Source organism: Klebsiella sp. YJ (assembly GCF_002108615.1).
Taxonomy (GTDB): Bacteria; Pseudomonadota; Gammaproteobacteria; order Enterobacterales; family Enterobacteriaceae; genus Klebsiella; species Klebsiella planticola.
Window position 1 is genome coordinate 289328 of record NZ_MTEG01000006.1, and the last position, 13163, is coordinate 302490.

A 13163-nucleotide genomic window follows, 5' to 3' on the forward strand; every position below is an offset into this window, starting at 1 on the left:
CCAGAAAGCTATGCAAGAGCCCCGGCCTTCAACTGTTGCAACAAGCGCTCCACGGGAGCCGCCAGTCCAACCGACGGCGGCTGCGCTAAGTTATACCAGAGTGTGCTGCCTTCATCCATGCATGCGCCAGATGAATCTATGCTAAGCCACATCGGCACAATATCCAGATGGAAATGGCTGAAAGTGTGGCGGAACGCGGTCAGCTGCGTCAGATCATCATCCTTTATCCCACGCTGAGCCAGCCATTTGCGCAGTGCGGCCTCCTCTTCAAACTGCGGAAAACAGAATAATCCGCCCCATAAGCCGATCGGCGGACGCTGGGAAAGCAACACTTCGTTGCCGTGCTGCATCAGCAGGAAATAGCCCGTTCGCTGCGGAATGGTCTGCTTTGGTTTTTTGCCAGGATATTGTGCCCATGAATGATTTGCGTAAGCGATGCAGCCGTTACTTAACGGACAGAGCTCGCATTTGGGTTTCGAGCGGGTGCAGACCATCGCCCCGAGATCCATCATCGCCTGGTTAAAGCGCTCGACCCCTTTTGCCGGCGTGACCTCTTCGCTGATCTGCCATAATCGTTTCTCAACCTCTTTTTTCCCTGGCCAGCCGTTGACCGCATAGCAGCGGGCCAGCACGCGCTTCACGTTGCCATCGAGAATGGGGTAATGCTTGCCAAGGGAGAGGGATAAAATTGCGCCGGCCGTGGAACGCCCGACGCCGGGCAGCGCCGCCACTTCGTCAAAGGTTTGCGGGAATTCGCCGCCGTGCAGGCTCGCCACCTGCTGCGCCGCCTTATGTAAATTGCGCGCGCGGGCGTAATAGCCCAGTCCGGTCCACAGATGCAGCACTTCATCCAGCGGCGCCGCGGCCAGATCGGTAACCGTCGGGAAGCGGGCCATAAAGCGTTCGAAATAGGGAATCACCGTAGCGACCTGCGTTTGTTGCAACATCACCTCGGAGAGCCATACTTTGTAAGGCGTTTTATCCATTTGCCATGGCAGGGTTTTACGCCCGTATTTGTCGTACCAGTCCAGCACCTGGGCTGAAAATTGCGCGGCGAGAAAAGTCAAAGCTACAGCTCCGGAATCGCGATATCAGGGTGGCAGATTGCAGCATAAGGGCGACAGGCTGTAAACCCTTGCATCCGTCGGGTAACTTTGGATAATGCCCGTTTTCCGAACACTCTCACAAGCAGACCTAACTTTTATGAAAAACGACGTCATATCTCCGGAATTCGATGAAAACGGCCGCCCGCTGCGCCGTATTCGTAGCTTCGTCCGCCGCCAGGGCCGCCTGACCAAAGGGCAGCAGCATGCGCTGGATAACATTTGGCCGGTGATGGGCGTTGAGTTCAACGATGCGCCGCTCGACTTCGCCGCGCTGTTTGGTCGCAACGCGCCGACTACGCTGGAGATCGGATTCGGCATGGGCGCTTCGCTGGTGGCGATGGCGCAAGCGAAGCCTGAGCAGAATTTCCTCGGTATCGAAGTTCACTCACCGGGCGTCGGTGCCTGCCTGGCCTCCGCCGAAGAAGAGGGTGTACACAACCTGCGCGTGATGTGTCACGATGCGGTCGAGGTGCTCCACACCATGATTCCGGATAATTCTCTCAACATGGTGCAGCTGTTTTTCCCTGACCCGTGGCATAAAGCGCGTCATAATAAACGCCGTATCGTGCAGGCGCCTTTTGCTGAGCTGGTGAAAAGCAAGCTTAAACTGGGCGGCGTCTTCCACATGGCGACCGACTGGGAGCCGTATGCTGAGCATATGCTGGAAGTGATGTCATCGCTGGAAGGGTATCGTAACCTGTCAGAAAGCAACGATTATGTACCGCGCCCGGAATCGCGTCCGGTAACCAAATTTGAACAGCGTGGCCATCGTCTTGGCCACGGCGTATGGGACTTAATGTTCGAGAGGGTGAAATAATGGCAAAGAATCGTAGCCGTCGTCTGCGTAAAAAAATGCATATCGACGAGTTTCAGGAAATCGGTTTTTCCGTCGCATGGCGTTTTCCGGAAGGGAGCACTGAAGAGCATATCGATCGCACCGTGAATGACCTGATTGAGGAAGTGATCGAGCCGAACAAACTGGCGTTTGACGGCAGCGGTTACCTCTCCTGGGAAGGGCTAATCTGCCTGCAGGAAATCGGTAAATGTACCGAGGAGCATCAGGCTATCGTGCGTAAGTGGCTGGAAGATCGCGGGCTTGCCGATGTGCGCACCAGCGAACTTTTTGACGTCTGGTGGGACTAAGTTTGACAAGGGTCGGCAATTGCCGACCCGTTTTGTCTTAAGGGAGTTTTATGATGCGCAAAACGCTGCTGGCGGTGGCGCTGTCCGTTACCGCTCTGTCCGCGCACGCGGACTACCAATGTAGCGTCACGCCGCGTGACGACGTGATCCTCAGCCCGCATCAGGTGCAGGTAACCGGGGAGAACGGCGATCTGGTGATTAAACCGGACGGCAATCTGACCTATAACGGAAAACAGTATTCTCTGTCTGCAGCCCAGCGTGAGCAGGCCCAGGACTATCAGGCCGGCCTGCGCAGCAGCCTGCCATGGATTGATGACGGCGCGCGTTCGCGAGTCGAAAAAGGGCGTCAGGCGCTGGATAAAATCATTACCGAGCAGGTTGGCGCCAGCAGCAGTATGCATAGTCGTCTGACCAAACTTGACGCGCAGCTGAAAACCCAGATGAACCGCATTATTGAACGTCGCAGCGACGGCCTGACTTTCCATTACAAAGCGATCGATCAGGTGCGCGCCGACGGCCAGCAGCTGGTTAATCAGGCGATGGGCGGCATTCTGCAGGACAGCATCAACGAGATGGGCGCAAAGGCAGTGCTGAAAGGCGGGGGCAATCCGCTGCAGGGGATCCTCGGAAGCCTCGGCGGCCTGCAAACGGCGATTCAGGAAGAGTGGAAAAACCAGGAAGCGGATTTCCAGAAATTTGGCAAAGACGTTTGTAGCCGGGTCGTCTCCCTTGAAGACAGCCGCAAGGCGCTGGTGAGCTCCCTGAAATAACGCTCTCTGCGGTGTGCCGCGGCCTTCACCGGGGCACACCGCGTTCATCCTTCTCAGGCACGTCCGTGCGATACGCGGGAACGACGGGCCAGCGAGTCAATAATCACCGCAATCGCCAGCACGCAGCCGGTAATGATGTAGCGTAGCGATGACGGCAGATTTAACAGCGTCAGACCATTCGAAATCGACTGAATCACGATGATCCCCAGCAGAGCGGACCAGGCGCTGCCGCGCCCGCCGAACAGACTGGTACCGCCAATGACCGCCGCCGCAATGGCGTTCAGATTCACGTCACCGGTCCCGGCCTGCTGGCTCGCCGAGGCCAGCCGGGAAGCGGCCAGAATGCCGCCGAAGGTGGCGAGGGTGCTACAGAGTACAAAGGCGCTGACGTAAATAGCCCGCACGTTGATCCCTGAACGGCGCGCGGCTTCGCGGTTGCCGCCGACGGCAAACATAGAGCGCCCCCATTGCGTCCGCTTGAGCGCATAGTTGAGCATCATCACCAACGCGACGAACAGGCCGAAAATCCACGGTACGCCGCGCCCGAGATTAAGGTAGAACACGGCGGCTTCAAAGATTACCGTCAGCAGAATCGCGCGCAATAACAGTGAGCTGACGGCTTCCGCCGACAGGTTCGCCGCCAGGCGGCGCGTACGCGTTTTGAGGCCAAATACCAGGATCGCCAGCCCGGGCAGCAGCGCCATAAGATGAGAGAACCAGCCCGGCATCACCAGTAGCTGACCAAACCGCACCAGCGGAGAGGCGTAGGGCAGGTTAATGCTGCCGCTGGGACCGAGGATATACAGCTGCAGCCCGAGCAGCGCCAGCAGGCCGGCGAGCGTCGCTACGAAGCTTGGCATGCCGACGCGGTTATACAGCAGGGCGTAAAGCAGCCCGACGGCGATACCGCACAGCAGCGCGACGGCAATCGCCGCGGCAACCGGCCAGCCGGCATTAACCCACAGCACGCCAACAATCGCCGAAGAGAGTCCGCTCATTGAGCCCACCGAAAGATCGATTTCGCCGAGCATCAGTACGCAGACGATCCCCAGTGAGATAAATCCAACGGTAGCGCAGTCAAAAAGCAGGTTAACCAGGTTATTGGGCGCGATATAGACCGGGTTGAGCCAGGTGAAAACCAGGGAGATCACGATCAGCCCGGCGATGACCGGCGCGGTCCCCAGATCGCCGGTTTTGATACGATTGATCTGCGCACGTACCACGCCGAACAGGCCGTCGTTGTGCTGGACGCGCTCATCGCTGCGATCCAGTGCGGGGCGGGATGCTGTCTTGCTGTTCATAAAATTAAATCACTCCGGAAGCGCTAGACTGTGATTTTCGTTCGACGCGACGTGAAACGGCATTCTCTGTTGCGCCGGTAATGGCCGCCACCAGATCCTGGTTTGAGGCGTCGGGGGTAAAGATGCCTTTATTGCGCCCGAGCCGCAGCACCACGATGCGATCGGCCACCGCACGGACGTCTTCCATGTTGTGGCTGATGATGATGACGCCGAGGCCGCGCTCGCGAACGCGCTCAATCAAATTGAGCACTTCCGCCGTCTGGGCCACGCCGAGCGCGGCGGTGGGCTCATCAAGCATGATGATTTTGGGGTTCATCAGCAGCGAACGCGCGATCGCCACCGTCTGGCGCTGGCCGCCGGAAAGCGAGGCAATCGGCTCGCGCACCGACGGGATTCTGGCCGCCAGCTCCTGCAATAACGTCCAGGCCCGTACCTCCATCGCCACTTCGTCCAGCTGCAGCGGCGAAATCTCGTGGCCTAAAAACAGGTTTGCGACGACGTCGAGATTTTCGCACAGCGCTAAATCCTGAAAGACCGTAGCGATACCGTATTCCAGCGCCTTGCCTGGGCTGTCGAGAGTGATGGCCTTACCGTCAAACTCAATGGTGCCGGTCGTGGGCTGGTGTACGCCGGCGAGAATTTTCACCAGCGTGGATTTTCCCGCGCCGTTATCGCCCACCAGCGCGACCACTTCGCCGGCATGAACCTCCAGCTCGATATCCGTCAGAGCGGAGACCGCGCCGAAGTGTTTGGAGACATGACTCAGTTTTAAAACAGGTTGCCTGGTGCCGGCGACGATGTCTGATTGTTGCGACATAAAAAAGACCTCAATGATGGTGAAACTACGCCCGTCAGCGACGACGGACGCAGGGGCAGCATTACTTCTCAATACCTAATTTCTGGCAGGCTGCGGCGTATTCACCGGTACACACCTGAGCGTAGGTCTGGATCTTTTTATCGAAAATTTCCGCTTTGATATTTTTGGCGGTGATGACTGCCGGGGTAAACAGCTGAGAAGGCGTGTTGTACAGCGTGGTGCTCGCCTGCGGTTTCTTACCCTGAATGAGTTCCACGGCCACTTTCGCCGCGGCTGCGGCAACGATTTCTGACGGTTTGGAGATGGTGTTGTACTGGTCGCCGGCGATGATGAGCTGCAGCGCGGCAATCGTCGCGTCGTTCCCGGTGACCGGCGGAACCGGCTGTACGCCGGCGGCTTTAAAGGCGGCAATGGCACCGCCGCCAGTGCCGTCATTGGCCGCGACGACGCCTTTAATTTTGTCCCCGAAGCGGGTTATCTGCCCGGCGGCCCACTCCTGCGCTTTAGGCGGCGCCCATTCCGGGGTATCAAACTCCGCGAGGGTGGCGTAACCCGATGCTTTCAGCCCACGATGAATACCATCGCGGATAAGCCCTGCGGCGGCATCGGTCGGCGAGCCGTTAATTTGCAGGACGCCGGCCCCTTTTGGCACGCCGCTCTCTTGCAGATGATTAACCAGCGATTGTGAAATCGCATAGCCGATACCTTCGTTATCAAACGAGACGTAAAAATCAGCTGGCTTATCGGGGATAGGGCGATCGTAAGCGATCACTTTAACATCCTGGGCCTGGGCATTTTCGACCAGGGCGGCGGCCGCGGAGGAGTCAACCGGATCGAGAACGATAATCTTCGCCCCCTGGGCAATGACCGAATTGAACTGCTGCTGTTGCAGCGTCGCGCTGGCGTTAGCGTTTTGATAAATGACCTTACATTCTGCGCACAGCTTGCTCATTTCCGCTTTGAATCCGGGGAAATCATGCTGCTCATAACGCGTGGAGGCCTGGTCGGGCATGAGAAATGCTACGGTGGCGGATTCGGCCGCTTGTGCCGACGCGGAAATACCGCCGGATATTGTTGCGAGTGCGATAAAAATATTACGGTAATTCATTATATTACCCTCTTTTTTATAGGTTTGAGCCCGCCAGCCGGAGCCGACGTCATACAGACTTTTTTAATAAGAGTTACTAATAATTCACATGTAGGATACTTCGGTTTTACATTTGCTCAACCGATGAAGCAGGATTACCACTGCACTAAAACGGAGTCAAGAAATGGAAAAAAGTCGATGCGGATTTGTGATTGGCTGCAAAGAATTGCATAAAAAGTGATCAGGTGATTTGACCGACACGGGGACAACAAAACGGACGGAGAAGTGGGGAAAAAGAGCAACAGCGGGCGGTCGAGGACCGCCCGGGGGGGGATTAATCTTCGCTGAGAAACAGCTCCAGCAGCGAGTTTAAAAACAGCTTGCCATGCTCGGTTATCTGCCAGCAGCGCTCATCTTCAACCAGGTAACCCTGGGCGATGGCGGCATCAATTTGCGGCCGGATCACGTGCTCTTCCAGACCGGTGTAGCGGCTGAATTCACTGCGCGGTGCCGCTTCCAGCAGACGGAAGCGGTTCATAAAGAATTCGAAGGGTTTGTCGGCGGCCTCCACGTCATGCTGACGTTCGAGGTAGCGGCCTTCCATGTAACCCCGCGGATGGCGCGTTTTTGCCGTACGTAAAATGCGCCCGTCCGGGAAGGTAATTTTCCCGTGCGCACCGCAGCCGATGCCAAGGTAGTCGCCAAAGCGCCAGTAGTTCAGGTTGTGCTGACACTGATAACCCGGTTTAGCATAGGCCGATGTCTCATACTGCTGATAACCTGCCGCCGTCAACAAACGATGTCCCTGCTCAAAGATATCCCACAGGGCGTCGTCATCCGGCAGCACCGGCGGACGGGAGCCAAACAGAGTATTCGGCTCAATAGTCAGCTGATACCAGGAGAGATGCGGCGGATTGAGTTCGATCGCCTGACGCAGGTCGTCCAGCGCCTCGTCCAGCGTCTGGTCCGGCAGGCCGTGCATCAAATCGAGGTTAAAGCTACGAAGGCCAAGCCCCGTTGCCAGATGCGCCGCGCGCTTTGCCTCATCCGGGCCGTGAATACGCCCCAGGCGCTGCAGTTTAGGTTCGCTAAAGCTTTGCACGCCGATGGAGATGCGATTCACGCCCGCACGCTGGTATTCTACGAAGCGATCGGCTTCCACGGTGCCTGGGTTGGCTTCCATGGTGACTTCCGCACCGGCGGCCAGCGGCAGGCAGTCGCGTACGCCGTCGAGCAGGGTTTGCATAGCCGGCCCGGAGAGCAGGCTCGGCGTTCCCCCGCCAATGAAAATCGTGCCGATTTCGCGTCCCTGGGCGTAGTCCGCATCGGTCCGCAGGTCGGTCAGCAGATGCTGCACATAATCATCGTGCGGCACCTCGCCCTTTAGCGCATGCGAGTTAAAATCGCAGTACGGACATTTTTGCACACACCATGGGATATGAATATACAGGCTCAGAGGCGGCAAATTAGCCATTACGTAACGCTTCCAGTAACAGTTTTAACGCGCGCCCGCGGTGGGAAATCGCGCTTTTTTCTTCACGGCTGAGTTCCGCCGCGGTTTTGCCTGCGGACGGAACATAGAAAATCGGGTCGTAGCCGAAGCCACCGTTGCCCGCCGCCTGACGGGTAATGACCCCAGGCCAGCTGCCGTGACAAACAACCGGCGTCGGGTCGGCCGCATGCCGCAGATAGACCAGCACGCAGTGGAATTGCGCCTGACGCTGGTCGTCCGGGACGTCCTTCAGGGCATCGAGCAGTTTTTCCAGGTTCTGCTGGTCGGTAGCGTCTTCTCCGGAGTAACGAGCTGAATAGATACCCGGTGCGCCGCCCAACGCGTCTACCGCGATACCGGAGTCGTCGGCAATCGCCGGTAAGCCGGTTATCTGCGCGGCATGGCGGGCTTTCAGAATCGCATTTTCGATAAAGGTCAGTCCGGTTTCCTCGGCGGAATCCACGCCCAGCTCGGTTTGAGCAACGATATCCAGTCCAAAATCTTCCAGCAGCGAGGCCAGCTCGCGAACCTTCCCGGCGTTACCGGTGGCGAGAACAACTTTTTGCATCATTAATCCTGTCTATTTTGTCAGCGCCGCGACCGCAGTCGGGATCTGTTGCGGGTTGATGATTTTTATCTGTTTGTGGCGGCCAAGCTCGCCTTTTTCAAGCAGCACCTGGCTTTTCGCGACACGAAACTGTTTGGCGAGGAATTTAACCAGATGGGCGTTAGCCTGGCCATCTACGGGGGGAGCGGTAATGGCGACTTTCAGTTCGTCGCCATGTAAACCAACGATGCTATCACGGCTGGCCTTGGGCTGAATATACAGCCGCAGCACCAGCCCGTCAGCGCAGGCTTCGACGGCACTCATAGCGCCATCCACAGCCCCGGAAGCAGAACGTTACCCGTCGCCTGTAGCAGTTCGGCGATGCCCATATTGACCACGTACAGCAGCAGCACCAGCACCATCGGCGAGAAATCGATACCGCCCATCGACGGCAGCATTCTGCGAATCGGGCGCAGCAGCGGGTCGGCCAGCTGCATCAGAACGAATTCCACCGGACTACGGCCCTGGCTTACCCAGCTCATGATCGCCATCAGCAGCAGCACCCAGAATATCAGCAGGCCGACGGTCTTAATCAGAATCAGCAGCGCGGAGATCCAGATAATCGGCTGGAAGGTGACCACCATAAACAGCACGATGGCTTTCACGACGCAGAGAATAAAGGCGATCAGCAGCGAGGAGCTGTCGATGGGGCCCATGGCCGGGATAATGCGTCGCAGCGGCCCGACGACAGGCTGGGTGACCTTAACGATAAACTGCGAAAACGGGTTGTAAAAATCGCAGCGTGCCCACTGCATCCAGACGCGTAGCAACATGATCATGGTGTAGAGTTCAATGACCGTTGCCAGCAGGAAAGTCAACGTCTTCATGGCGTTCCTCAGATTCCTTAATTTTTGCTGTAGTCGCGCGCACCGAAAATTGCGGTACCGATGCGCACCATCGTGCTTCCCGCCGCGATTGCGGCTTCCATATCATCCGACATGCCCAAAGACAACGTATCGACCGTAGGGTATTGCGTTTTCAATCGCGCAAATGCTACCGCCATTTGTTGGGCCACGGCAAACTGCCTTACATATTCTGACTCAGGTGCCGGAATGGCCATTAATCCGCGCAGCCGCAGATTGGGCAGGGCGGCAATCTCCGCTGCCAGCGCATCCAGCGCCTGCAGCAGAATGCCCGACTTGCTCTGTTCGTCACTAATGTTTATTTGAATCAATACATTAAGCGGCGGAAGATGCGAAGGGCGCTGCTCGCTGAGCCGCGTGGCGATTTTCAGACGATCGACGGTGTGGCACCAGTCAAAGTGTTCCGCCACCAGACGACTTTTGTTGGACTGCAGCGGCCCGATAAAGTGCCACTGTAGCGAAGAGGCGCCTGCTTCCTGGAAGTAGCGGATTTTTTCCACCCCTTCCTGGACGTAGTTTTCGCCAAAAGCCACCTGGCCTGCGGCTATCGCTTCTTCAATCGCACTCGCAGGCTTCGTTTTACTCACTGCAAGCAACGTAATTTCTTCTGGATCGCGGCCGCAGCGCGCGGCAGCGTCTGAGATTTTGTCCCGGACCTGTGCCAGGTTATGCGCAATATCGTTCATATTCCGAGGATGTGTTATGGAGCTGGAAGAAATCGTGGCCCTTAGTGTAAAGCATAATGTCTCCGATCTACACCTGTGCAATACCTCGGCAGCGCGCTGGCGTCGACAGGGAAAGCTTGAGCCGGCGCCATTTCACACGCCGGATATCGGGAAATGGCTTGACGGGTGGCTCGATGAGAAACAGCGCGCGCACTGGCAGGCCAACGGACAGGTGGATTTTGCCTTAACCCCCGACGGCGGACCGCGCCTTCGCGCCAGCGCATTTTCTCACGCTCGGGGTATTTCATTAGCGCTGCGCCTGTTGCCGGAAAGCTGTCCCCGGATTGAGGCGCTGCGTGTTCCTGCGGCGCTGACGGAACTGCTGAATGAAGAAAGCGGTTTGATTCTGGTGACCGGAGCCACCGGCAGCGGTAAGTCGACCACCCTCGCGGCGATGGTCAATCATCTCAACCAGCAGCGTGAAGGGCATATTCTGACGCTTGAAGATCCGGTGGAGTTTATCCATCACAGCAAGCGATGTCTGATTCAACAACGTGAAATCGGACGCGACTGTCCCTCTTTTTCCACGGCGCTGCGGGGGGCGCTGCGCCAGGATCCCGATGTGATTCTGCTGGGTGAGCTGCGCGACAGCGAAACGATCCGCCTGGCGCTGACCGCTGCGGAGACCGGCCATCTGGTGATGGCCACGCTGCATACCCGCGGCGCGGCTCAGGCGATTGAGCGTCTGGTTGATGTCTTCCCTGCGCAGGAAAAAGAACAAATACGTAGCCAGCTAGCGGGAAGTTTATGTGCGGTGCTGGCACAAAAATTACTGCCGACAGCGTCAGAGGGAAGAGTTGCGCTATACGAGCTTTTGGTGAATACCCCGGCGGTAGCAAATTTGATTCGCGAGGGGAAAACTCATCAATTGCCGGGGGTCATGCAAACCGGTCAACAGGCCGGAATGCTGACTTTTACGCAAAGTTTTCAACAGCGTGTGGCAGCGGGTCTGTTATAAGCGCTGTTTTAATATTCAGTTTTCATACCTGAGTGTTGTTATCGTAATGTTTTATTAATGTTTGTGGTTATTATGGCTGAATATAATTTAGCCATAAATGACTACGTCAAATTAATGACGGCTGTGAAAGGGCGAGCGGCATTTCCCTCGCAGAATAAAGAAAAAATAAGATTATCTTTTGACACTTTTCATCTCTTCGACTTATGCTGTTTATGGAAACAGGACGTTTCTTGTGAAATATTGTTTTGAAATGTAAATTTATTAATTATTTGTAATTTTAGGTTTAATTCATTTAACCGCCATGATGGTGGGTGCTTGCTAAGGAGAGTTTTAAGTGATTAATTTTTCAGGTAATTTATCTTCTTCTCGTCAGATCGTTTTTATTACTCATCCGTCAATTCAGAGTCAGGCATTTGCCAATTACCTGACCAATACATTGTCGGTCAGGGTGACGCTCCATAATATTAACAAACCGCTAACTCAGCGTCTGCCGAAAGAGTCGGTAATATTATTTGATATCGCCGTGTCGAATAAAAAGCTCAACGGGCTGTGGCGAGATATTATTCGATCTTGCGCGGAAAACCCGCGGCTGCTGATTATCAACAGCGCACAAAAATATGAGCTTTATGAAATGGCGCAGTGGCCAGCGCTGTATGGCGTTTTCCGCCATGACGATGATGAATCGCGTTTAATTGAGGGCGTTAAGGCCGTACTTAATGGCGAACAGACGGCTGAATTGAGCGTGATGCACCCGGCGATGTATGCCGCGGATCATACATCGATCCCGACGGAGAGTTCGCCGCTCACCGAGCGTGAATGTGAAATTCTCAATGAATTACGCTGCGGTGCAACCAATATGGATATTGCTCGTGCGCTGTTTATCAGTGAAAACACGGTACGTACACATCTGTACAATGTTTTCCGTAAGCTGAGCGTAAAAAACCGCACCCAGGCAGTCAGCTGGGCCAATGAGCATTTACGTCACTAGGCATTAAGACAGGCGAAAGAGCGATGGCGCCACTTCGCAGAAGAGGGCGCCATATCATCATTATGGCTTCGGGATCAGAAGCCCTGCTCGAAGTAGCTTTCCAGGATAATCACCGCGGAGGCAGAATCAATGCTGCCTTTGTTCAGGGCGCGGAATCCGCCGTGCTCAAATAGCCCGGCACGGGCTTCTACCGTGCTCAAACGCTCGTCGTGCAGAGTGATTTTCACCCCAAAGCGGCCGTGAATTTTATTGGCGAAGTTACGCGCGCGCGCGGTGAGCGGTTGCTCAGTCCCGTCCATATTCAGCGGCAGGCCGACGATGACGGCCTCTGGTTGCCACTCTTTAAGCAGCTTTTCGATAACGTTCCAGTCCGGTTTACCATCCTGCGCCTTCAGTGCAGGAAGAGGGCGGGCGGTCCCGGTGATGCGTTGGCCGACCGCCACGCCGATACTTTTGGTACCGAAATCAAAACCCAGCAGCGTTCCGCTCATTACGCGTGCCCCGCTATGCCGGGCATCGTCACAATGTCGATACCGATAAGTTTTGCCGCCTCGCGCCAACGGTCGGCAATAGGCGTTTTAAACAAAATATTCTGGTCCGCCGGGGCCGTCAGCCAGGCGTTATCAAGGATTTCTTGCTCCAGCTGACCCTTTTCCCAGGAGGAATAGCCCAGGGCGACCAGCACGTTAGCCGGCTGCTTGTCCGTGCCGAGCGTTTCAAGTACGTCGCGGGAAGTGGTGATCACCGTGTTATCGGAGATGCGAATGCTGGAGGAAAAATCAGAAGGCGGTGAATGCAGAATAAAACCGCGATCTTCCGCCAGCGGCCCGCCGAGCATCACCGGTTTATCCAGACGAATCTCCGGATTGCGCGGTTCAGCGACAATGTTTAACTTTTCCAGAATTCCGTCAATCTGCAAGTTTTCCAGCGGCTTATTGATGATAATGCCCATGGCGCCATCGTCGTTGTATTCGCAGATATAGACCACGGAGCGGCGGAATATCGGATCCTGAAGAGCAGGCATGGCAATCAGAAAGTGATGCTGTAAATTCATTGTCAGAGGTTCTGTTCCTGGTTCAAAAAGCAGCACCCAGTATGCGGGTAAAGCAAGGACCTGTCGATTCAACTTTATCTTTCAGGCGACAGGGGCGTTGATTTCCTCGCTCAACCCGGTCACATAGCGGACTATGCTCCCGGGCACTCGCTGCGTCATCGCCTGCCTGTAGCCTGAAATCTTTCGTTGAATCTCGCGGCGTATCCTTCAGGCGACAGGGGCGTTGATTTCCTCGCTCAACCCGGTCACATA

Annotated in this window: 16 protein-coding genes; 5 read left to right on the forward strand and 11 right to left on the reverse strand. The window is 56.0% G+C overall.

Annotated features, from left to right (window positions below):
* Positions 1-8 precede the first annotated feature (8 nt).
* Complete coding sequence (mutY, locus tag BV390_RS08805; RefSeq protein WP_085396835.1) at positions 9-1067, reverse strand: A/G-specific adenine glycosylase; 1059 nt, start codon at positions 1065-1067, stop codon at positions 9-11.
* Positions 1068-1203: 136 nt separating this feature from the next.
* On the opposite strand from mutY, the gene trmB reads away from it, so the two are divergent.
* Genes trmB through BV390_RS08820 form a run of 3 tightly spaced genes read left to right on the forward strand, consistent with a single transcriptional unit; the run spans position 1204 to position 3019 of the window.
* The gene (gene trmB / locus BV390_RS08810) at positions 1204-1923 is read left to right on the forward strand and encodes a tRNA (guanosine(46)-N7)-methyltransferase TrmB (protein ID WP_032690753.1); all 720 of its coding nucleotides are present in this window, start codon (positions 1204-1206) and stop codon (positions 1921-1923) included.
* Positions 1923-2249 (forward strand): YggL family protein, encoded by a 327-nt coding sequence (locus BV390_RS08815; protein WP_032690754.1) that lies wholly within the window; start codon positions 1923-1925, stop codon positions 2247-2249. The genes trmB and BV390_RS08815 overlap by 1 nt, the downstream gene beginning before the upstream one ends.
* A gap of 50 nt (positions 2250-2299) precedes the next feature.
* Positions 2300-3019 carry a YggN family protein gene (locus BV390_RS08820; protein ID WP_032697607.1) on the forward strand — a complete coding sequence of 240 codons (720 nt, stop codon included), beginning with the start codon at positions 2300-2302 and terminating at the stop codon, positions 3017-3019.
* Positions 3020-3072: 53 nt separating this feature from the next.
* Here BV390_RS08820 and BV390_RS08825 read toward each other — a convergent pair whose 3' ends face one another.
* The 8 genes from BV390_RS08825 to BV390_RS08860 form a co-directional block, all read right to left on the reverse strand.
* Positions 3073-4320, reverse strand: a complete 1248-nt coding sequence (locus tag BV390_RS08825; RefSeq protein WP_032690756.1) for a sugar ABC transporter permease — start codon at positions 4318-4320, stop codon at positions 3073-3075.
* Positions 4321-4324: 4 nt separating this feature from the next.
* On the reverse strand, positions 4325-5137 hold the full coding sequence (locus tag BV390_RS08830; protein ID WP_032690796.1) for an ATP-binding cassette domain-containing protein: 813 nt from the start codon (positions 5135-5137) through the stop codon (positions 4325-4327).
* 61 nt (positions 5138-5198) lie between these two features.
* Positions 5199-6245, reverse strand: coding sequence for an ABC transporter substrate-binding protein (locus tag BV390_RS08835; protein ID WP_032697609.1), 1047 nt, complete (start codon positions 6243-6245; stop codon positions 5199-5201).
* Between the two features lie 313 nt (positions 6246-6558).
* Positions 6559-7698 carry a radical SAM family heme chaperone HemW gene (hemW, locus tag BV390_RS08840; protein WP_085396837.1) on the reverse strand — a complete coding sequence of 380 codons (1140 nt, stop codon included), beginning with the start codon at positions 7696-7698 and terminating at the stop codon, positions 6559-6561.
* A complete protein-coding gene (locus BV390_RS08845) occupies positions 7691-8284 on the reverse strand; it encodes an XTP/dITP diphosphatase (RefSeq protein WP_032690759.1) in 594 nt (197 codons plus the stop codon). The genes hemW and BV390_RS08845 overlap by 8 nt, the downstream gene beginning before the upstream one ends.
* Positions 8285-8296: 12 nt before the next feature.
* Positions 8297-8587 carry a DUF167 family protein YggU gene (gene yggU / locus BV390_RS08850; RefSeq protein ID WP_032690761.1) on the reverse strand — a complete coding sequence of 97 codons (291 nt, stop codon included), beginning with the start codon at positions 8585-8587 and terminating at the stop codon, positions 8297-8299.
* A complete protein-coding gene (locus tag BV390_RS08855) occupies positions 8584-9150 on the reverse strand; it encodes a YggT family protein (protein ID WP_032697611.1) in 567 nt (188 codons plus the stop codon). The genes yggU and BV390_RS08855 overlap by 4 nt, the downstream gene beginning before the upstream one ends.
* 17 nt (positions 9151-9167) lie before the next feature.
* On the reverse strand, positions 9168-9872 hold the full coding sequence (locus BV390_RS08860; protein WP_032697613.1) for a YggS family pyridoxal phosphate-dependent enzyme: 705 nt from the start codon (positions 9870-9872) through the stop codon (positions 9168-9170).
* Positions 9873-9888: 16 nt separating this feature from the next.
* Between BV390_RS08860 and BV390_RS08865 the strand changes: the two genes are divergently transcribed.
* Both BV390_RS08865 and BV390_RS08870 read left to right on the forward strand, forming a co-directional pair.
* Positions 9889-10869: a type IV pilus twitching motility protein PilT gene (locus BV390_RS08865; protein ID WP_047663471.1), complete on the forward strand. Its 981-nt coding sequence runs from the start codon at positions 9889-9891 to the stop codon at positions 10867-10869.
* Positions 10870-11203: 334 nt separating this feature from the next.
* Complete coding sequence (locus tag BV390_RS08870) at positions 11204-11857, forward strand: LuxR C-terminal-related transcriptional regulator (RefSeq protein WP_032698802.1); 654 nt, start codon at positions 11204-11206, stop codon at positions 11855-11857.
* Between the two features lie 74 nt (positions 11858-11931).
* Here the strand turns inward: BV390_RS08870 and ruvX are convergent, their stop codons facing one another.
* Both ruvX and BV390_RS08880 read right to left on the reverse strand, forming a co-directional pair.
* The gene (gene ruvX / locus BV390_RS08875; RefSeq protein WP_004867490.1) at positions 11932-12348 is read right to left on the reverse strand and encodes a Holliday junction resolvase RuvX; all 417 of its coding nucleotides are present in this window, start codon (positions 12346-12348) and stop codon (positions 11932-11934) included.
* Positions 12348-12911, reverse strand: coding sequence for a YqgE/AlgH family protein (locus BV390_RS08880; protein ID WP_015585751.1), 564 nt, complete (start codon positions 12909-12911; stop codon positions 12348-12350). The genes ruvX and BV390_RS08880 overlap by 1 nt, the downstream gene beginning before the upstream one ends.
* Between the last annotated feature and the right edge of the window lie 252 nt (positions 12912-13163).

What these genes read in the sequence shown, in the direction of transcription:
- BV390_RS08845 (WP_032690759.1), bottom strand. Translation starts at nt 8,284, where the DNA reads ATGCAAAAAGTTGTTCTCGCCACCGGTAACGCCGGGAAGGTTCGCGAG.
- BV390_RS08865 (WP_047663471.1), top strand. Translation starts at nt 9,889, where the DNA reads ATGGAGCTGGAAGAAATCGTGGCCCTTAGTGTAAAGCATAATGTCTCC.
- BV390_RS08835 (WP_032697609.1), bottom strand. Translation starts at nt 6,245, where the DNA reads ATGAATTACCGTAATATTTTTATCGCACTCGCAACAATATCCGGCGGT.
- BV390_RS08825 (WP_032690756.1), bottom strand. Translation starts at nt 4,320, where the DNA reads ATGAACAGCAAGACAGCATCCCGCCCCGCACTGGATCGCAGCGATGAG.
- BV390_RS08855 (WP_032697611.1), bottom strand. Translation starts at nt 9,150, where the DNA reads ATGAAGACGTTGACTTTCCTGCTGGCAACGGTCATTGAACTCTACACC.
- trmB (WP_032690753.1), top strand. Translation starts at nt 1,204, where the DNA reads ATGAAAAACGACGTCATATCTCCGGAATTCGATGAAAACGGCCGCCCG.
- BV390_RS08815 (WP_032690754.1), top strand. Translation starts at nt 1,923, where the DNA reads ATGGCAAAGAATCGTAGCCGTCGTCTGCGTAAAAAAATGCATATCGAC.
- BV390_RS08830 (WP_032690796.1), bottom strand. Translation starts at nt 5,137, where the DNA reads ATGTCGCAACAATCAGACATCGTCGCCGGCACCAGGCAACCTGTTTTA.
- ruvX (WP_004867490.1), bottom strand. Translation starts at nt 12,348, where the DNA reads ATGAGCGGAACGCTGCTGGGTTTTGATTTCGGTACCAAAAGTATCGGC.
- BV390_RS08860 (WP_032697613.1), bottom strand. Translation starts at nt 9,872, where the DNA reads ATGAACGATATTGCGCATAACCTGGCACAGGTCCGGGACAAAATCTCA.
- hemW (WP_085396837.1), bottom strand. Translation starts at nt 7,698, where the DNA reads ATGGCTAATTTGCCGCCTCTGAGCCTGTATATTCATATCCCATGGTGT.
- yggU (WP_032690761.1), bottom strand. Translation starts at nt 8,587, where the DNA reads ATGAGTGCCGTCGAAGCCTGCGCTGACGGGCTGGTGCTGCGGCTGTAT.
- BV390_RS08880 (WP_015585751.1), bottom strand. Translation starts at nt 12,911, where the DNA reads ATGAATTTACAGCATCACTTTCTGATTGCCATGCCTGCTCTTCAGGAT.
- BV390_RS08820 (WP_032697607.1), top strand. Translation starts at nt 2,300, where the DNA reads ATGATGCGCAAAACGCTGCTGGCGGTGGCGCTGTCCGTTACCGCTCTG.